Source organism: Aeromicrobium sp. (assembly GCF_023146395.1).
Classification (GTDB): Bacteria; Actinomycetota; Actinomycetes; order Propionibacteriales; family Nocardioidaceae; genus Aeromicrobium.
In genome coordinates this window covers 37,742-56,315 of sequence record NZ_JAGLCD010000013.1, presented here as the reverse complement: position 1 = coordinate 56,315, position 18,574 = coordinate 37,742, and the positions used below count along the sequence as shown (strand labels likewise).

Here is an 18,574-nt window from a genome sequence, read left to right as displayed (position 1 = left end):
GGGTCTCGATACGGCCGCTCGCAGAGCTCGCGAGCCACTCGACCAGCGGGTGGGGTGGTGACGGCGCGAGGTCAGCTGTCCGGGGTCTCGATACGGCCGCTCGTTCCTCGCGAGCCACTCGACCAGCGGGTGGGTCCGTGATCGCGGGCGAGTCGACCTGTGGCCCCCGACCGGTACGCCGGGGTGGGCCGTGAGATCGGCTCCGGTGGCGACACGACGAGGATCACGCCGGTCAAAGGTGAACGGCTGTCGCACGGCGTGTTTGGATACCTCTCGTGCTTGTCTCGCTCCCGTCCCGCTGCGACCGGTGCGCCGTGTCGGTGGAGGACATGGCGTGACCGCTGTTCTCGCGGAGCCGAAGGCACCAGAGACCCTGGTGCCGGCTCCGCCGCGCCCCCATCTGCCCGGCCTCGACGGGGTCCGCGGGATCGCGGTGCTGCTGGTCCTGGCGTACCACGCGGTGCCGGAGCGCCTGCCCGGTGGATTCGTCGGTGTGGACGTCTTCTTCGTGCTGAGTGGATTCCTCATCACGGGTCTCCTGCTGCGCGAGAAGGAGGAGACCGGCACCGTCCGGCTCCGTCGCTTCTGGGTGCGCCGCGTCCGTCGACTCGTCCCGGCGTTGGTGGTGATGCTGACGGTCGTGTCGGCCGCCACGCTGATGGTCGGGCACGAGACGGGGTCCGGGCTGCGCAGCCAGGTCGTCGGCGCCCTGACCTGGACCGGCAACTGGATCCAGGTGCACCAGGGCTGGTCGTACTCCGACCAGCATCTCCCGCCCCTGCTCAACCACCTCTGGTCGCTCGGGATCGAGGAGCAGTTCTACCTGTTGTGGCCCCTGCTGCTGGTGGCCGCGCTGGTCGTGCTGAAGCGGCGGGCCTCGCTCTATGCCGTGTCGCTGCTCGCGCTCGCCTCGATCGCCCTGATGGCGTTCTGGTACCGCGGCGGCGACGCGACCCGTGCGTACATGGGGCTCGACTCGCACGCCTTCGGCCTGCTCCTCGGTGCGGCGCTCGCCCTGAGCGCGGCCCCGCACCTGGTCGGCGGCTCGTCGGCACCCGCGGATCCGGCAGCGGCCGGAGCGTCCAGGCGCCGCACGCTCCTCGGTGTCGTGGGTCTGGCCGGCGTCGTCGCCTTCGCGGTGCTCGTGACGTGGAACAGCGACGTCACCTTCCTCGGCGGCCTCGGCCTGGCGTCGGTGGCCTCGGTCGCCCTGATCCACGCCGCCGCCAACCCCGGACCCGTCGCGGCCGTGCTCGGCTGCGCGCCACTGCGCTGGCTGGGGGAGCGGTCGTACGGGCTCTACCTCTGGCACTGGCCGCTCATCGTGTTCGCCGTGCGTCTCGCACCGCCGGCCGAGGCCGAGGTCGTGGGCTGCCTCGCCGCGGCCGTCGCGGTCGTCATGGCTGCGGTGTCGTACCGCTGGGTCGAGGTGCCGATGTGCCGCGACGGCATCGGCGTGACGCTTCGCCGGTGGGGCGCGGCCCTCCAAGGCCGTGGAGCCGGCGGCGTCCGACGATCGCGGCTCGTGGCTGCCGCCACCGCCTTCACGGCCGTGCTCGCCGCAGCGGCGGTCTGGCAGGCACCGGCGGAGTCCGACGTCGAGAACCTGCTGCGGGTCGGCCAGGAGGTCGTGATCGACTCCGCCGACGACATCGAGTCCGCGCCGGAGCCGGTGCCCGATCCGGCGCCCAGCGCGCCGCCGCGGGCGTGCCAGCCGGTCGCCGAGGGCTCGCCCGTCACCGCGTTCGGCGACTCGGTCACGGTCGCGATCGCGCCGGTGCTGATGGGGCGCCGGCCCGGATCGGTCGCCGTCGCAACGGTGGGCTGGCAGTACGGCGACGTCGCCGCGGCGCTGCGCCAGGTGGCGGCCGCCGGGCAGCTGCAGCCGACAGTGGTCATCGCGACCGGCACCAACGGCACGATCGACACCGCCGATCTGGATCGCCTCGTCTCGCAGGAGCTCGCGGGTCGCCAGGTCGCCCTGGTCACTCCTTCAGTGCCCGGTCGCTCCTGGTCGGACCAGGCCGTGGCCGCCGTCCAGCAGGTCGCAGCGGCCCACGACAACGTGCGGCTGGTCGACTGGAACGGACTTGCCGTGCAGCACCCCGAGCTCACGGCGTCGGACCGGGTGCACCCCAACGCCCACGGCCAGAACGTCTACAACGACCTGCTGAGCCAGGCGCTCGTCAGCTGCTAGTGGCGCGCGCGGCGCGGCCGGCCCGCGCCGTCGCGAGGACGAGCATCACCAGGAGCGCGCCGTAGCCCGCGCCGACGGCCACGCCGGCCAGCCACGTGCCGACGAACGCCAGGACCGTGCCGACCAGGCCCGCCGCGCCGCACGCCCACGCCGCCGCGCGCAGCGCGGGCGCGGCGGCGTGGTGCCCCGCGGCCCACGCCGCGTCGGACGCCATCGTGGCGCGCGTGCGGATGCCGATCAGGGCGTTGCGCTCCAGCGTGCCGGCGCGGGAGGCGCCAGCGCACCAGCCCAGCAGCAGCGCGACCGACACCAGGGACGCGGCCGGGACGATGAGGGCTTCCACCTCGTCGAGGCTATCGACCGGTCCACTAGCGTGCGGGGGGTGCCGGACATCGACGCCTTCGCGGGCCTGCAGCTCGTGGGTCTCGTCGCGTTCGCGCTGTCCGGCGCGGCTGTCGCGGTGCGTGCCGGGATGGACTGGCTGGGCATCGTCGTCCTCGCCACGATCACGTCCATCGGGGGCGGGACGATCCGCGACCTGCTGATCGGCGGTGGCGTCGGGTGGGTCGCGGAGCCCTGGCCGATCTGGGTCGCCCTCGGCACCTCCGTGGTCGTGATCGCGATCTCGCACTGGAGTCCGCAGCACGAGCCGGACAGCCTGCGCGTCGTGCTGGTCGCCGACGCGGCCGGCCTGGCGGTGTTCACGGTGCTCGGCACGACCCTGGCACTGTCTGCGGGCGTCGAGCGGGACGTGGCCGTGCTGCTCGGTGTCGTCTCGGGCGTCGGTGGCGGGGTCGTCCGCGACGTCCTCGCCCGGCAGCGTCCGCTCGTGCTCGTGGGCCAGGTGTATGCGCTGACGGCGATCGCCGGGGCCGTCCTGTTCGTGGCGCTCGACGCCGCCGATCTCGACCGCGACCTGGCTCGGTGGTCGGCCGTCGCGGTCACGTTCGTGCTGCGCGTGCTGGCGATCCGGTTCGACTGGACCCTGCCGCGCCCCGGGGCGGCGGAGCGCGCCTGACTGCGCGGCGACGGCCGGCGCGGCGCTGATAGGCTGACCGCCGAACATCGACATCCTTTAACGGCCGTCCCGTGAGGCGGAGAAGGAGGTCAGCATGGCCACGCCTGACAACGTTCCCGATGCTGCCGCGGACCCGGTCCGTCCGACCGCCGATCCCGTGCGCACGGTCCTCGACGCCGGTGAGATCTCCCGGGCGCTGACCCGCATCACGCACGAGATCCTCGAGCGCAACCACGGCTCCGCCGAGGTCGTCCTGCTCGGCATCCCCAAGCGCGGCGTTCCCCTCGCTCGTCGGATCGCCCGGCGCATGGGCGAGGTCGAGGGTCGCGAGATCCGGTCCGGTGCGCTCGACGTCACGATGTACCGCGACGACCTGCGGCTCAAGCCGGCGCGAGCGCTGGAGCACACCGAGACCCCCGACGACGTCGACGACAAGATCGTCGTGCTGGTCGACGACGTGCTGATGAGCGGCCGCACGATCCGCGCCGCCCTGGACGCGCTCGGTGAGCTCGGTCGCCCCCGCGCGGTCCAGCTCGCGGTCCTGATCGACCGCGGGCACCGGGAGCTGCCGATCCGGGCCGACTTCGTGGGCAAGAACCTGCCCACCGCGCTCACGGAGAAGGTCCGGGTGCGCCTCGGCGAGTCCGACGACACCGAGGACGCCGTCGCGATCGTGGGCCCCGCCACGGGAGGTGCCGCGTGAAGAAGCACCTGCTGAGCGCCGGCGACCTCACCCGCGACGACGCCGTACGGGTGCTCGACACCGCGGCCGAGCTCCTGGGCGTCGCCCAGCGGCCGATCAAGAAGCTCCCGACCCTGCGCGGCCGCACCGTCGTCAACCTGTTCTTCGAGGACTCCACCCGCACCCGCATCTCGTTCGAGGCGGCCGCCAAGCGGCTCAGCGCCGACGTCATCAACTTCTCCGCCAAGGGCTCGAGCGTGTCCAAGGGCGAGAGCCTCAAGGACACCGCGCTGACGCTGCAGGCCATGGGAGCCGACGCCGTGGTGATCCGTCACCACTTCTCCGGCGCCCCCCACCGGCTCGCAGCGGCCGGATGGACCAACGGGGCGGTCGTGAACGCCGGTGACGGCACGCACGAGCACCCCACGCAGGCCCTGCTCGACGCCTTCACGATGCGCTCGCACCTCATGGCGGACGCGGCACCGGAGCCCGGTGCGCCCGCCGGGCCGTCGGGCGGCATGGGCCGCGACCTGGCGGGCAAGAACATCACGATCGTCGGTGACGTCCTGCACAGCCGCGTCGCCCGGTCGAACGCTCTGCTGCTGCACACGCTCGGCGCGAACGTCACGCTCGTGGCACCGCCCACCTTGCTGCCGGTGGGCATCGACACATGGCCGGTCGAGACCTCGTACAGCCTCGACGACTCGCTCGAGAAGGCCGACGCGGTCATGATGCTGCGGGTGCAGCACGAGCGGATGAACGCCTCCTACTTCCCGAGCGCCCGCGAGTACAGCCGTCGCTACGGGCTGGACACCACCCGCATGAACCGCCTGCCCGACCACGCGATCGTCCTGCACCCCGGTCCGATGAACCGGGGCATGGAGATCACCGCCGACGTCGCCGACTCCGGCCGCTCGGTCATCGTCGAGCAGGTCACGAACGGTGTCGCGGTCCGCATGGCCGTGCTGTACCTGCTGGTCGGCGGGTCCACGAACGACGAGGGAGAAGCATGAGCGAGCGCCAGTACGTGATCCGGAGGGCGCGGATCCTCGGCGGCGAGCCCACCGACATCGCGATCGCGGACGGGGTCATCACCGCGATCGGCCCCGATCTCCCGCTCGGTGACGCGACCGAGGTCGACGCGACGGGGCTCGTGGCCCTCCCGGGCATGGTCGACCTGCACACGCACCTGCGCGAGCCGGGCCGCGAGGACGCCGAGACGGTGCTCACGGGGACCCAGGCGGCGGCCCGCGGCGGGTTCACGTGCGTGCACGCGATGGCCAACACCGACCCGGTCGCCGACACCGCGGGCGTCGTGGAGCAGGTCTGGCGCCTCGGCCGCGAGGCGGGCTACTGCGACGTGCAGCCGATCGGTGCCGTCACGGTCGGCCTCGGCGGCACGCAGCTCGCCGAGCTCGGGGCCATGGCCGACTCCGCGGCCGACGTCCGCGTGTTCTCCGACGACGGCAAGTGCGTCTCCGACGCCGTGCTGATGCGACGCGCGCTGGAGTACGTCAAGGCCTTCGACGGCGTCGTCGCGCAGCACGCCCAGGAGCCGCGCCTCACCGAGGGCGCCCAGATGAACGAGGGACTCGTCTCCGGCGAGCTCGGTCTGACCGGCTGGCCGGCTGCGGCGGAGGAGGCCATCGTGGCCCGCGACTGCGTGCTCGCCGCCCACGTCGGCTCGCGCCTGCACGTGTGCCACCTCTCCACGCGCGGCTCGGTCGAGATCGTCCGCTGGGCCAAGAGCAAGGGCTGGGACGTCACGGCCGAGGTCACGCCCCACCACCTGCTCCTGACCGACGACCTCGTGCGCGGCTACGACCCGATCTACAAGGTCAACCCGCCGCTGCGCACGGCCGACGACGTCGCGGCGGTCCGCGAGGGCCTCGCCGACGGCACGATCGACATCGTCGCGACCGATCACGCCCCGCACCCCATGGAGGACAAGGAGTGCGAGTGGTCGGCGGCCGCCTTCGGGATGATCGGTCTGGAGACCGCGCTGTCGGTCGTCCAGCACACGATGGTCGACACCGGCCTGCTGACGTGGGAGCAGGTCGCCGAGCGGCTGTCGGCGGCGCCGGCGCGCATCAGCCGGGTGGGCGGCGGCCACGGTCGGCCGCTCGCCGTGGGTGAGCCGGCTCACGTCGTGCTCTACGACGCGGAGGCCACCCGCACGATCGTCCCGGCCGACACGGCATCGTTGTCCCGCAACACCCCTTATGCCGGGCGCGAGCTGCCCGGTCGCGTCGTCGCCACGTTCCTGCGTGGCATCCCCACCGTCCTCGACGGTCAACTTCAGGAGGTCTCGTCATGAGCGAGCGTCAGCGAGCGACCATTCAGCATCAGGTCATGGCGCTGCCGCCTACCGTTGCCTCGTCCCGGGCGGTGGCGTCATGACCAGCCCCACCGAGGCGATCCTCGTTCTCGAGGACGGCCGGACGTTCCGCGGCGAGTCCTACGGTGCGGTCGGCGAGACGATCGGCGAGATCGTCTTCAACACCGGCATGACGGGCTACCAGGAGACCCTGACCGATCCGTCGTACCAGCGCCAGATCGTCGTGCAGACCGCCCCGCACATCGGCAACACGGGCGTGAACTCCACCGACAACGAGTCGAACCGGGTCTGGGTCGCGGGCTACGTCGTGCGTGACCCCGCACGGGTGCCGTCGAGCTGGCGCAGCCAGGGGACCCTCGACGAGTTCCTGGAGCACCAGCAGATCGTCGGGATCCAGGGCATCGACACGCGCGCCCTGACCCGCCACCTGCGCGAGCGCGGCGCGATGCGCGCCGGCATCAGCTCGATCACGACCCACCCGGACCTGCTCCTCGAGCGCGTCCGTCAGGCGCCGAGCATGGCCGGTGCCGACCTGGCCGGCGAGGTCTCGACCACCGAGGCGTACGTGGTCCCCGCCGTGGGGGAGAAGCTCTTCACCGTGGCGGCCGTCGACCTGGGCATCAAGGGCATGACCCCGCGGCTGATGGCCGAGCGGGGCATCGAGGTGCACGTCCTCCCGGCCGCCGCGACGCTCGACGACGTCCTCGGGGTCGTGCCCGGTGGACCGGACGGCGTGTTCTTCTCCAACGGCCCGGGTGACCCCTCGGCCGCAGAGGGACCCGTCGAGGTGCTGCGCGGGGTGCTCGACGCCGGGGTGCCGTACTTCGGCATCTGCTTCGGCAACCAGCTCTTCGGCCGGGCCCTGGGGCTCGGCACGTACAAGCTCACCTACGGCCACCGCGGCATCAACCAGCCCGTCAAGGACCTGTCGACGGGGAAGGTCGAGATCACGAGCCACAACCACGGCTTCGCGGTCGAGGCGCCTCTCGAGGGCACCTTCGAGACGCCCTACGGGCCCGGGCAGGTCACGCACGTCGGACTGAACGACGACGTCGTCGAGGGCATCGCCCTGGTCGACGCGCCCGCCTTCAGCGTGCAGTACCACCCGGAGGCGGCCGCGGGACCCCACGACGCCGCCTACCTGTTCGACCGCTTCGTCTCCCTGATGAGCAGGCCGCGCGCCGGAACGGCGGTCGTGGCCGAGGCGCCGGACGAGACCGAGGTGCCGGACGAGACCACGGCGTCTCCCGAGGGCCGCGACGAGTCGGTGCAGACCGAGGAGGGGTCCGCCCCCGAGGTCGCGCCCGAGACAGTGGGCTGGACGCCGGTCACCGGCGACCCGTCGTCGGACGACCTCGACCTGAGCACCCCGGAGGCTGCCCCCGCCCCCGCCCCCGCCCCCGCCCCCGACGGCGAGCACGACGGCCAGCACGACGACGAGTCCGCCGACGAGCGCGACGGGGCGACCGAGACGGCCGCCCCGTGGGCCGCCGAGCCCCCGCCGTTCGACGTGCCCGGTCCCGATGGCGACGAACGGCCCCAGCCGCCGCCCCCGGCGCCCACCGAGCGAGCCACGACCCCCAGCAACGACCACGACGAGAAGGAGGCCTGATGCCCAAGCGTGACGACATCTCGTCGGTCCTGGTGATCGGCTCCGGCCCGATCGTCATCGGCCAGGCGTGCGAGTTCGACTACTCCGGCACCCAGGCGTGCCGCGTGCTGCGCGAGGAGGGGCTGCGGGTCATCCTCGTCAACTCCAATCCCGCCACGATCATGACCGACCCCGAGTTCGCCGACGCCACGTACGTCGAGCCGATCACGCCGGAGTTCGTCGAGAAGGTCATCGCCAAGGAGCGCCCCGACGCCGTGCTGGCCACGCTCGGCGGCCAGACCGCGCTGAACTGCGCGATGCAGCTCGACGAGCGCGGCGTCCTGGAGAAGTACGGGGTCGAGCTCATCGGAGCGTCGGTCGAGGCCATCAACAAGGGCGAGAATCGCGAGATCTTCAAGAAGATCGTCGAGGACCTGCCGGCCCACTGGGGCGCGGAGGTCGCGAAGTCGGCGATCTGCCACACGATGGACGAGTGCCTCGCGGCGGTCGAGGAGCTCGGCTACCCCGTCGTGGTGCGGCCGTCGTTCACGATGGGCGGCAGCGGCTCGGGCCTGGCCTACGACGAGGCCGACCTGCACCGCATCGCCGGGTCGGGTCTCGCGCTCAGCCCGACCACCGAGGTGCTCCTGGAGGAGTCGATCCTCGGCTGGAAGGAGTACGAGCTCGAGGTCATGCGCGACCGGGCCGACAATGTCGTGATCGTCTGCTCGATCGAGAACTTCGACCCGGTCGGGGTCCACACCGGCGACTCGATCACGGTCGCCCCGGCCATGACGCTGACCGACGTCGAGTACCAGCGGCTGCGCAACATCTCGATCGGCGTGATCCGCGAGGTCGGCGTCGACACCGGCGGCTGCAACATCCAGTTCGCGATCAACCCGGCCGACGGCCGCATCGTCGTGATCGAGATGAACCCGCGCGTGTCGCGCTCGAGCGCCCTGGCCTCGAAGGCCACGGGCTTCCCGATCGCCAAGATCGCGGCCAAGGTCGCGATCGGCTACACGCTCGACGAGATCCCGAACGACATCACGTCGACCCCCGGGGGCTACGGCACCCCGGCGAGCTTCGAGCCGACGCTCGACTACGTCGTGGTCAAGGTGCCGCGCTTCGCCTTCGAGAAGTTCCCGGCCGCCGACGACACCCTGACGACGCACATGAAGTCCGTCGGCGAGGCGATGTCGATCGGCCGCAGCTTCAGCGAGGCGCTCGGCAAGGCCCTGCGCTCCCTCGAGCGGGCCGGCGCGCAGTTCAGCTGGCCGACCCAGCCCGGTGACCGTGCCGGTCTCCTGGCCGAGATCGCCCGTCCGCACGATGGTCGGCTGCAGACCGTGATGCACGCGATCCACGCCGGGGCCACGGCCCAGGAGGTCCACGAGGCCACCGGTATCGACCCGTGGTTCGTCGACCAGCTCGTGCTGATCGACGAGATCGCCCAGGAGGTCCGCGAGGCCGTCGACCTGCGACCGTCGATCCTGCGCCGGGCCAAGCGGCACGGCTTCTCCGACGCGCAGCTCGCCGAGCTCCGGGGCGTCCGCGAGGACGTGCTGCGCGGCGTGCGTCACGCGCTCGGGGTCCGGCCGGTCTACAAGACCGTCGACACGTGCGCGGCGGAGTTCGCGGCGCGCACGCCGTACCACTACTCGTCCTACGACGAGGAGACCGAGGTCGCGCCGCGCGAGAAGCCTGCCGTGATCATCCTGGGCAGCGGACCGAACCGTATCGGCCAGGGCATCGAGTTCGACTACTCGTGCGTGCACGCGGCCCTGGCGCTGTCGGAAGCCGGCTACGAGACCGTCATGGTCAACTGCAACCCCGAGACCGTCTCGACCGACTACGACACCTCCGACCGCCTCTACTTCGAGCCCTTGACGCTCGAGGACGTGCTCGAGGTCTACTACGCCGAGCGGGTCGCGGGCCCCGTCGCGGGCGTCATCGTGCAGCTCGGGGGCCAGACGCCCCTCGGGCTCGCGAAGGGTCTCGAGGAGGCCGGCGTGCCGATCGTGGGCACCAGCCCCTCGGCCATCGACCTTGCCGAGGACCGGGGCCTCTTCGGCCGTGTGCTGGCCGAGGCGGACCTGCCGGCGCCGAAGCACGGCACGGCCACGACGTTCGCGGGTGCCAAGGCGATCGCCGACGAGATCGGGTACCCCGTGCTCGTGCGCCCGTCGTACGTCCTGGGCGGCCGCGGCATGGAGATCGTGTACGACGAGGAGACGCTGTCGGGCTACATCAGCCGGGCCACGGAGATCTCCCCGGAGCACCCCGTCCTGGTCGACCGGTTCCTCGACGACGCGATCGAGATCGACGTCGACGCGCTCTACGACGGCACCGAGCTGTTCCTCGGCGGAGTCATGGAGCACATCGAGGAGGCCGGCGTGCACTCGGGCGACTCCGCCTGCACGCTGCCGCCCATCACGCTGGGTGCCCTGGAGATCGACCGCATCCGCGCCTCGACCGAGGCCATCGCGGCCGGCGTCGGCGTGCGGGGCCTGATCAACATCCAGTTCGCCCTGGCCTCCGACACGCTCTTCGTGCTCGAGGCCAATCCGCGGGCCTCGCGCACGGTGCCGTTCGTCTCGAAGGCCACCAACACCCCGCTCGCCAAGGCGGCGTCGCGCCTCATGCTGGGCGAGACGATCGCGGAGCTTCGTGCCGCGGGCGTCCTGCCGGCCGAGGGCGACGGTGGCGTGATCCACGAGGACTCGCCGATCGCGGTCAAGGAGGCCGTGATGCCGTTCAACCGCTTCCGCACCTACGAGGGCACGTACGTCGACACCGTGCTCGGTCCGGAGATGCGCTCGACGGGAGAGGTCATGGGCTTCGACGCCGGCTTCGGTCCGGCGTTCGCCAAGAGCCAGGCCGGCGCCCAGAACGGCCTGCCGACAGCCGGCAAGGTGTTCGTGTCGGTGGCCAACCGCGACAAGCGCAACGTGATCTTCCCGGTCAAGCGCCTCGCCGACCTGGGCTTCGAGATCCTCGCGACGCGAGGCACGGCCCAGGTGCTGCGGCGCCACGGCGTCCAGACCTCGGAGATGCGCAAGCTGGGGGAGGAGCCGCTGCCCGGCGAGACCCGCTCGACGATCGTCGACCAGATCCGCGCCCAGGACGTCCAGCTCATCATCAACACGCCGCACGGGGTCTCCGCCGGGGTCAACGCCCGCATCGACGGCAACGAGATCCGCACGGCCGCGATCGCCGAGGGCATCCCCTGCATCACGACGGTGCAGGGGCTCGCCGCAGCCGTGCAGGGCATCGAGGCGCTGATCGACGGCGGGCTCGACGTGAGGTCGCTGCAGGACTGGGCGAGCGCAGGGGCGGCTCGCGCCGCCGAGACCGGGGCATGAGCTTCGGACGCCGGCTCTCGGCGGCGACCCAGGCCTACGGCCCGTTGTGCGTCGGCCTCGACCCCCACGCCTCCGTGCTGGAGGCGTGGGGCGTGGGCGACACGTTCGAGGGACTCGAGCGGTTCGCCGAGGTCTGCGTCGAGGCGTTCGCCGGCCAGGTCGGCGTCGTCAAGCCTCAGTCGGCGTTCTTCGAACGGTTCGGCTCCCGGGGCGTCGCGGTGCTGGAGTGGCTGCTGCAGCAGTTCCGCCACACCGGCACGCTCACGGTGCTCGACGTCAAGCGCGGGGACATCGGCTCGACGGCCCAGGCCTATGCCGAGGCCTACCTCGACGACGACGCGCCAATGGCGGCCGACGCCGTCACGGTGAGCCCGTTCCTCGGCTTCGGATCGCTCGCGCCCTTCTTCACCGAGGCCGAGCGCAACGACGCGGGCGTCTTCGTGCTCGCCCTGACCTCGAACCCGGAGGGGCCCCAGTTCCAGCACGCCGTCGGCGCGGACGGGCGTACCGTGGCCGGCTCGGTGCTCCAGCAGCTCGCCGAGCTCAACTCCGGCGAGCTGTCCAGCACCGGATCCGGGGCGGGTGCGCTGGGGTCCTTCGGGGCCGTGGTCGGTGCCACGATCGGCGACACGGCCGAGGACCTGGCGATCCACGGTCCGCTGCTCGTGCCCGGCCTGGGTGCCCAGGGCGGCACGGTGGAGGACCTGAAGCGCCTGTTCGGCGACGTGTGGGGCCAGGTCGTCCCGTCGTCGTCGCGCGGCGTCCTGCGTGCCGGGCCCGATCCGGCCGCGCTCCGCGCGTCGGCCCAGCAGGTCAACGACCAGCTCGTATCCTCATGAGGCCGTGACCGTCCGATCCCGACCGGAGGAGCGTCCCGCATGCGCCGTCCTGCCGCCGTCTGCCTGAGCGCGCTCGTCGCCACGACCCTGCTGTCGGCGTGCGGCACGAGCTCGTACTGCGCCGCGGTCGAGCAGCATCGCACCGCGATCGACGACGCCACGCTCACGACGGCGTCGTTCACCGCCCTCGGCGAGGCGCTGCGCGCGATCGAGAAGGAGGCGCCGTCGGACGTGCGCGACGACTACACGGCCGTGGCCGACGCGGTCGAGCAGCTGCTCGCGGCCGAGGCCGTGGCCGAGGTCCCGATCGAGGAGCTGACCCACGGTGACGTCGTCGATCTGTCCGAGGACGACACGGCGGTGCTGCGCAGCGCCTACCAGGAGTTCAACGACACCGCGACCCACCGCCGCGCGATCGCCGACTCCGTCCAGGACTCGTGCGACCTCACCCTGAAGACACCCGGCGAGCAGGGCCAGTAGGCTCGTCGCCACCAGCGAGGCAAGCAGAGAGGCGAGACCGTGGCGCTCCCGAAGTTGACGGCCGAGCAGCGACAGGCTGCGCTCGAGAAGGCAGCTGCGGCTCGCCAGCTGCGCGCCGAGATCAAGCACCGACTCAAGACGTCGGGTGCCTCGATCGCCGACGTCATCGCCGAGTCCCGGGCCAACGAGGTCGTGGCCAAGCTCCGGGTCATCGACCTGCTGCAGTCGATGCCCGGCGTCGGCAAGGTCAAGGCGCAGGAGATCATGCGACGCATCGGCATCGCCGACAGCCGCCGGCTCCGGGGTCTGGGCGCCAATCAGATCCAGGCACTCCTGCGAGAGTTCGGGCACCGTGACTGAGGCCGGTCCCACCGGCTCCTCCCGTCTCGTCGTGCTCGCAGGCCCCACCGCGGTCGGCAAGGGCACCGTGACGTCCTGCGTGCGGCGCGACCATCCCGACATCTGGGTCTCGGTCTCGGCCACGACCCGCCCGCCGCGCCCGGGCGAGGTCGACGGCGAGCACTACCACTTCCTGAGCGACGCCGAGTTCGACCGGCTGGTCGAGACCGGTGGGCTCCTGGAGTGGGCGGTCGTGCACCGCGCGGCCCGCTACGGCACGCCGCGCGCGGCGGTCGAGGCCCAGCTGCGCACCGGCGGTCCGGCGCTGCTCGAGATCGACCTGCAGGGGGCCCGTCAGGTCCGCGCTGCCATGCCCGAGGCGCTCCTGGTGTTCCTGGCCCCGCCGTCCTTCGAAGAGCTCGAGCGCCGACTGGTCGGCCGAGGCACCGAGACGCCCGAGGAACGCACCCGGCGTCTCGAGACCGCACGCGAGGAGCTGGCCGCCGAGGGGGAGTTCGACGTCACGATCGTCAACACCGATGTCGAGTCGGCGTGCGAAGAGTTGGTAGAGTTGTTGCGATCGGCCCCCGCTGCGGGTTGATCCCGCGCCGCAGGTGCCCCTGCGCCCGAATCTTCCGACCACTGTGAGGTCCCCTGTGTCCACCACGCGTTCCGTCGCCCATGGCATCACCAACCCGCCGATCGACGACCTGCTCGAGAAGGCCGACTCCAAGTACAAGCTCGTCCTGTACAGCTCCAAGCGCGCCCGTCAGATCAACGCGTACTACGCCCAGCTCGGCGAGGGGCTGCTGGAGTACGTGGGCCCGCTCGTCGACACCCACGTGCAGGAGAAGCCGCTCTCGATCGCGATGCGCGAGATCAACGCCGGCCTGCTGACGGTCGAGGACATCGACCCGAACGCCGAGGTGCCCGCGGCCCCGGCCGCCGAGCAGGCCTGACCCCCCACTCGGTCCCGCCGCCATGAGCGAGCGCCGGCGAGTGAGCCGATGAGCGAGATCGTCCTCGGTGTCAGCGGAGGAGTCGCGGCGTACAAGGCGGCGCTCCTGGTGCGGCTGTTCACCGAGTCCGGGCACGGCGTCACGGTCGTGCCGACCGAGGCGGCCCTGGAGTTCGTCGGGCGCGCGACGTGGGAGGCCCTGTCGGGTCGCCCCGTGCAGACCGGCGTGTTCGAGCACGTCCACGAGGTCCCGCACGTGCGGCTCGGGCAGAACGCCGACCTCGTCGTCGTCGCGCCGGCCACCGCCAACACGCTCGCGCGCGCCGCGGCCGGCATGGCCGAGGACCTGCTCACCAACACGCTCCTGACCGCACGGTGCCCCGTGCTGATGGCCCCGGCGATGCACACCGAGATGTGGGAGCACGCCGCGACCCGGGCCAATGTCGCGACCCTGCGCGATCGCGGCGTCAGCGTCCTGGATCCGGCGGTGGGGCGCCTGACCGGCTCGGACTCCGGCGCCGGGCGTCTTCCCGAGCCGGAGCAGATCGCTGCGGCCGCGTTCGCGCTGCTCGCCGGGCACCCGCGCGACCTCGCGGGCCGCCAGGTCGTCGTGACCGCCGGCGGCACGCGGGAGTACCTCGACCCCGTGCGCTACCTCGGCAACCGTTCCTCCGGGCTCCAGGGCATCGCCCTGGCCGAGGCGGCCATCGCCCGCGGTGCGAGCGTGACCCTCGTCGCGGCCAACGTCTCGCTCCCCGCGCCCGCGGGCGCCCAGGTCGTGGAGGTCGTCTCGACCGAGGACCTGCGGCAGGCCACGCTCGCGCACGCGGAGCGCGCCGACGCCGTCGTGATGGCCGCTGCGCCGGCCGACTTCCGACCGGTGTCCTTCGCCGACGCCAAGATTAAGAAGCGCGCCGACGGTCAGGCGCCCACGATCGAGCTTGCGCTGAATCCCGACATCCTGGTCGAGGTCGTCCGTCAGCGCGACGCATCGTCCGCGGTGCCGGTCGTCGTCGGATTCGCCGCCGAGACCGGCGACGCCCAGGGCACGGTGCTCGAGCACGCCCGGGCCAAGCTCGCCCGCAAGGGGTGCGAGCTGCTCGTGGTCAACGACGTGAGCGACGGCAAGGTCTTCGGCCGTCACGACAGCGAGGCCGTCATCCTCTCGGCGGGCGGCGAAACGCACGAGGTCCCGTTCGGCCACAAGTCCGCGCTCGCCCACGAGATCTGGCGTCACGTCGCGACGCTGCTCGGGTGATCTTCCACGTGTCCCGCCCCGTGGGATAACCCGACACCTGCTGAGACGTTGTCTAGACTGTGCCGTGCCTCGGGCGCTGCACGACCGCGTCCCAGCCCCGTACCGAGCTGTGCCTCAACCCCGACCAGGAGCATTGTGAGCCGACTTTTCACGTCCGAGTCCGTGACCGAGGGTCACCCGGACAAGATCGCCGACCAGATCAGCGACAGCATCCTCGACGCCCTGCTCGCGCAGGACCCGAAGAGCCGTGTCGCCGCCGAGACGTTCGTGACCACCGGCATGGTGCTCGTGGGCGGCGAGGTCACGACCGAGGCCTACGCCGACATCGCGCGCATCGCGCGTGACCGCGTGCTCGAGATCGGCTACGACTCGTCCACGAAGGGCTTCGACGGCGAGTCCTGCGCCGTGCAGGTCACGCTCGACGCCCAGTCGCCCGACATCGCCCAGGGCGTCGACACCGCCGAGGAGGCGCGCGTCGGTGGGGCCACCGACCCGCTCGACCTCCAGGGCGCCGGCGACCAGGGCCTGATGTTCGGCTTCGCGGTCGACGAGACCCCCGAGCTCATGCCGCTGCCGATCACGATCGCGCACCGTCTCGCCGAGCAGCTCACCGCGGTCCGCAAGGACGGCACGCTGCCGTACCTGCGTCCCGACGGCAAGACCCAGGTCACGATCGAGTACGACGACGACGACAAGCCGGTCCGCGTCGAGGCCATCGTGCTGTCGACCCAGCACGAGGACGGCGTCGACCTGGAGAATCAGCTCCCGAACGACATCAAGAAGCACGTGATCGACGCCGTGCTCGCGCAGTACGACATCGACTCCTCGGACTACCGCTTGCACATCAACCCCACGGGCAAGTTCGTGATCGGCGGCCCCATGGGCGACGCCGGCCTGACCGGCCGCAAGATCATCGTCGACACCTACGGCGGCTACGCCCGGCACGGCGGCGGCGCCTTCTCGGGCAAGGACCCGTCGAAGGTCGACCGCTCGGCCGCCTACGCGATGCGCTGGGTCGCCAAGAACATCGTCGCGTCGGGTCTGGCCACCAAGGCGGAGGTGCAGGTCGCGTACGCGATCGGCGTCTCGAAGCCGGTCGGCTTCTACGTCGACACCTACGGCACCGAGACGGTCCCGGTCGACACGATCCGCGACGCGGTGCTCGAGGTCTTCGACCTGCGTCCCGGCGCGATCGTCCGTGACCTGGACCTGCTCCGCCCGATCTACGCGCAGACCGCCGCCTACGGCCACTTCGGTCGTCCGGGCCTGCCGTGGGAGAACACCGACCGCGCCGACGCGCTGCGCAAGGCCGCCGGCGTCTGACCTCCCGCAGGTCGCACCACCGCGAACGGCCCCCGTCCCTCCCGGGACGGGGGCCGTCGTGGTCCTGCTCCCGCCGTCGGGCGGTGACTGTGCCACCTTCTAGGCCTCATTCGGTGGAGGATCCACCGCCAGCCACGGCGGCCCGTCGGTCGCGGCTGGTAGAACTGCCGGGTGACGCAGGACGGGCAGCTGGATCTCGGGGTGGCCGCCGGGGCGTCCCGCCAGGTCGCCACGAGGCCCGCCGCCACGCCGCCTGCCGCCACGCGCCGTCCGTCGCCGGAGCCCGCGCCGCGGCTGCCGGTCGCCCGGGTCCTGGTCGACACGGGACTGGCCCACCTCGACCGTCCCTTCGACTACCTGGTGCCGGCCGCGCTGCACGAGTCCGCCGTGCCCGGCTGCCGGGTCAAGGTCCGGTTCGCCGGTCGCCAGACCGACGGCTTCCTGCTCGACCGCGTCGCCGCGAGCGAGCACGAGGGCACGCTCGCCCCCCTGAACAAGGTCGTGTCGCCCGAGCCGGTGCTGGCGCCCGAGGTCGTCCGGCTGGCCGCAGCCGTCGTCGACCGGTGGGCCGGCACCACGGGGGACGTCCTGCGCCTGGCGATCCCGCCGCGGCACGCTCGCACGGAGGTGCGTGAGCGGCCCGAGGCCCCCGCCGACCCGCTTCCCGCCCTCGATCCCGACCCGTGGCCGTCGGTCGCGAGCGGCGCGGCCTACCTCGGCGCGCTGCGCGACGGGCGCCCGGCCCGCGGTGTGCGCGCGGTCCTGCCCACCGAGGACCCGGCCGAGCTCGTCGCCCACGCCGTGCTCGCCACCCTGCACGCCGGCCGCGGCGCCGTCGTCTGCGTCCCGGACGTCGCCGACCTGGACCGCTGGGACGCCGTGTTCGCCGGCGTCCTCGGTCACCGGCGGCACGTCGTCCTCTCGGCCGGGCAGGGCCCCGCGGCCCGCTACCGCGCGTTCCTCGCGGCCCGCCGTGGCGACGTCCGGGTGGTGCTCGGCACGCGGGCCGCGGCCTGGGCCCCGGTCGACGACCTCGGGCTCGTCGCGATGTGGGACGACGGCGACGACCTCTTCGCCGAGCCCCGGGCGCCCTACCCGCATGCCCGCGAGGTCCTGCTCACCCGGGCGCTGGAGCGCGACGCCGGCGTGCTGCTGACCGGTCACGCCCGCAGCGCCGAGGCGCAGGCGCTCGTCGACTCCGGCTGGTGCGCGGAGCTGGCGGTCGACGACGCCGTGCGACGGGCCGCCTGGGCGCGCCCCGCCGTCACCGACGGGTCGACGCACGGCTCGGCGCCGGCTCGGCTCCCGACCGAGGTCTTTCGGGCGGTGCGCGAGGCCGAGGGTGCCGTGCTCGTGCAGGTGCCCCGGCGCGGCTACCGGGCCGCCCTGTCGTGCCAGAGCTGCCGTGAGCCGGCCCGGTGTGCGTCGTGCGCCGGGCCCCTGGTGCAGCTCTCGTCGAAGGCCACGCTGGTGTGCCGGTGGTGCGCCACGCCCGCCCCGGACTGGTCGTGCCCGCACTGCGGTGCAGCCGGTCTGCGGGCTCCCGTCGTGGGCCAGCTGCGCACGGCCGAGGAGTATGCGCGGGCCTTCCCCGAGCACGAGGTCGTCACGTCGGGCGGAGATTCCGTGCTGGGCGAGATCGAGCCGGGTCGACGCATCGTGCTCGCCACGCCCGGGGCCGAGCCGCGCGTCGCGGGCGGCTACGCCGTCGTCGTGCTGATGGACACCTGGCTCGCGCTCGGTCGCGACGACGTCCGCGTCGTCGAGGAGGCGCACCGACGCTGGTTCAACGCTCTCGCCCTCGCAGCGCCCGGGGGCCGATCGATCGCGGTCGGCGAACCCGCCAGCCTGCAAGCGCTGGTGCGGGCCGATCCGGTCGGTCTCGCCCGGCGGGAGCTGGCGCAGCGCCGCGAGACCCACCTGCCCCCGTTCGGCCGCCTGGCCACGCTCGACGCCGCTCCGGAGGTCCTGGCGACCCTGGCAGGTCGGCCCTGGACCCCGCACACGGAGGTGCTGGGGCCCGTACCGGCCGATCCTCGTACGCCGGAGATCGAGCGGCTGGTGCTCCGCACACCGCGGGCCGAGGGCGCCGCACTGTCGGCAGCGCTCCGGGAGGTCGCCGCCGAGCGCAGTGCCGCCAAACAGACGTCCGTCCGGGTGCAGGTCGACCCGCCGACCTTCTGACG

At 72.5% G+C, this 18,574-nt stretch carries 15 protein-coding genes and 1 pseudogene; 15 read left to right on the top strand and 1 reads right to left on the bottom strand.

The genetic code is table 11. From position 1 onward, the window contains the following. The first annotated feature begins 334 nt into the window (after nucleotides 1–334). Nucleotides 335–2,197, top strand: coding sequence for an acyltransferase family protein (locus tag KAG51_RS11090; protein ID WP_290583614.1), 1,863 nt, complete (start codon nucleotides 335–337; stop codon nucleotides 2,195–2,197). Here the strand turns inward: KAG51_RS11090 and KAG51_RS11085 are convergent. Next, the gene (locus KAG51_RS11085; protein WP_290583612.1) at nucleotides 2,187–2,540 is read right to left on the bottom strand and encodes an SdpI family protein; all 354 of its coding nucleotides are present in this window, start codon (nucleotides 2,538–2,540) and stop codon (nucleotides 2,187–2,189) included. The genes KAG51_RS11090 and KAG51_RS11085 overlap by 11 nt on opposite strands. Nucleotides 2,541–2,579: 39 nt before the next feature. On the opposite strand from KAG51_RS11085, the gene KAG51_RS11080 reads away from it, so the two are divergent. From KAG51_RS11080 to KAG51_RS11015, 14 genes and pseudogenes are all read left to right on the top strand, one after another. Then, entirely contained in the window at nucleotides 2,580–3,215 is a 636-nt protein-coding gene (locus KAG51_RS11080) for a TRIC cation channel family protein (protein WP_290583610.1), read from the top strand. A gap of 94 nt (nucleotides 3,216–3,309) precedes the next feature. Continuing rightward, on the top strand, nucleotides 3,310–3,918 hold the full coding sequence (gene pyrR, locus KAG51_RS11075; protein WP_290583608.1) for a bifunctional pyr operon transcriptional regulator/uracil phosphoribosyltransferase PyrR: 609 nt from the start codon (nucleotides 3,310–3,312) through the stop codon (nucleotides 3,916–3,918). Next, a complete protein-coding gene (locus tag KAG51_RS11070; protein ID WP_290583606.1) occupies nucleotides 3,915–4,910 on the top strand; it encodes an aspartate carbamoyltransferase catalytic subunit in 996 nt (331 codons plus the stop codon). Before pyrR ends, KAG51_RS11070 begins: the two co-directional genes overlap by 4 nt. Then, nucleotides 4,907–6,214, top strand: a complete 1,308-nt coding sequence (locus KAG51_RS11065) for a dihydroorotase (protein WP_290583604.1) — start codon at nucleotides 4,907–4,909, stop codon at nucleotides 6,212–6,214. The genes KAG51_RS11070 and KAG51_RS11065 overlap by 4 nt, the downstream gene beginning before the upstream one ends. A gap of 79 nt (nucleotides 6,215–6,293) precedes the next feature. Beyond that, nucleotides 6,294–7,406: pseudogene (gene carA, locus KAG51_RS11060) on the top strand (glutamine-hydrolyzing carbamoyl-phosphate synthase small subunit); the annotation flags it as partial. Nucleotides 7,407–7,846: 440 nt separating this feature from the next. Beyond that, nucleotides 7,847–11,191 carry a carbamoyl-phosphate synthase large subunit gene (gene carB, locus KAG51_RS11055; protein ID WP_290583602.1) on the top strand — a complete coding sequence of 1,115 codons (3,345 nt, stop codon included), beginning with the start codon at nucleotides 7,847–7,849 and terminating at the stop codon, nucleotides 11,189–11,191. Continuing rightward, on the top strand, nucleotides 11,188–12,030 hold the full coding sequence (gene pyrF / locus KAG51_RS11050; RefSeq protein WP_290583600.1) for an orotidine-5'-phosphate decarboxylase: 843 nt from the start codon (nucleotides 11,188–11,190) through the stop codon (nucleotides 12,028–12,030). Before carB ends, pyrF begins: the two co-directional genes overlap by 4 nt. A gap of 39 nt (nucleotides 12,031–12,069) precedes the next feature. Continuing rightward, nucleotides 12,070–12,510 carry a hypothetical protein gene (locus tag KAG51_RS11045; RefSeq protein WP_290583598.1) on the top strand — a complete coding sequence of 147 codons (441 nt, stop codon included), beginning with the start codon at nucleotides 12,070–12,072 and terminating at the stop codon, nucleotides 12,508–12,510. A gap of 39 nt (nucleotides 12,511–12,549) precedes the next feature. Beyond that, on the top strand, nucleotides 12,550–12,870 hold the full coding sequence (gene mihF / locus KAG51_RS11040) for an integration host factor, actinobacterial type (RefSeq protein ID WP_290583597.1): 321 nt from the start codon (nucleotides 12,550–12,552) through the stop codon (nucleotides 12,868–12,870). Further along, nucleotides 12,863–13,450, top strand: a complete 588-nt coding sequence (gene gmk / locus KAG51_RS11035; RefSeq protein ID WP_290583595.1) for a guanylate kinase — start codon at nucleotides 12,863–12,865, stop codon at nucleotides 13,448–13,450. Before mihF ends, gmk begins: the two co-directional genes overlap by 8 nt. A 55-nt stretch (nucleotides 13,451–13,505) precedes the next feature. Continuing rightward, on the top strand, nucleotides 13,506–13,808 hold the full coding sequence (gene rpoZ / locus KAG51_RS11030; protein WP_290583593.1) for a DNA-directed RNA polymerase subunit omega: 303 nt from the start codon (nucleotides 13,506–13,508) through the stop codon (nucleotides 13,806–13,808). 48 nt (nucleotides 13,809–13,856) lie between these two features. Then, nucleotides 13,857–15,065, top strand: coding sequence for a bifunctional phosphopantothenoylcysteine decarboxylase/phosphopantothenate--cysteine ligase CoaBC (gene coaBC, locus KAG51_RS11025; protein WP_290583591.1), 1,209 nt, complete (start codon nucleotides 13,857–13,859; stop codon nucleotides 15,063–15,065). A gap of 132 nt (nucleotides 15,066–15,197) precedes the next feature. Next, nucleotides 15,198–16,388, top strand: a complete 1,191-nt coding sequence (gene metK, locus KAG51_RS11020; protein WP_290583618.1) for a methionine adenosyltransferase — start codon at nucleotides 15,198–15,200, stop codon at nucleotides 16,386–16,388. 171 nt (nucleotides 16,389–16,559) lie between these two features. Beyond that, entirely contained in the window at nucleotides 16,560–18,572 is a 2,013-nt protein-coding gene (locus KAG51_RS11015) for a primosome assembly protein PriA (RefSeq protein WP_290583589.1), read from the top strand. The last annotated feature ends 2 nt before the right edge of the window (nucleotides 18,573–18,574 follow it).

What these genes read in the sequence shown, in the direction of transcription:
- KAG51_RS11045 (WP_290583598.1), top strand. Translation starts at nt 12,070, where the DNA reads ATGCGCCGTCCTGCCGCCGTCTGCCTGAGCGCGCTCGTCGCCACGACC.
- carB (WP_290583602.1), top strand. Translation starts at nt 7,847, where the DNA reads ATGCCCAAGCGTGACGACATCTCGTCGGTCCTGGTGATCGGCTCCGGC.
- pyrR (WP_290583608.1), top strand. Translation starts at nt 3,310, where the DNA reads ATGGCCACGCCTGACAACGTTCCCGATGCTGCCGCGGACCCGGTCCGT.
- KAG51_RS11065 (WP_290583604.1), top strand. Translation starts at nt 4,907, where the DNA reads ATGAGCGAGCGCCAGTACGTGATCCGGAGGGCGCGGATCCTCGGCGGC.
- pyrF (WP_290583600.1), top strand. Translation starts at nt 11,188, where the DNA reads ATGAGCTTCGGACGCCGGCTCTCGGCGGCGACCCAGGCCTACGGCCCG.
- coaBC (WP_290583591.1), top strand. Translation starts at nt 13,857, where the DNA reads ATGAGCGAGATCGTCCTCGGTGTCAGCGGAGGAGTCGCGGCGTACAAG.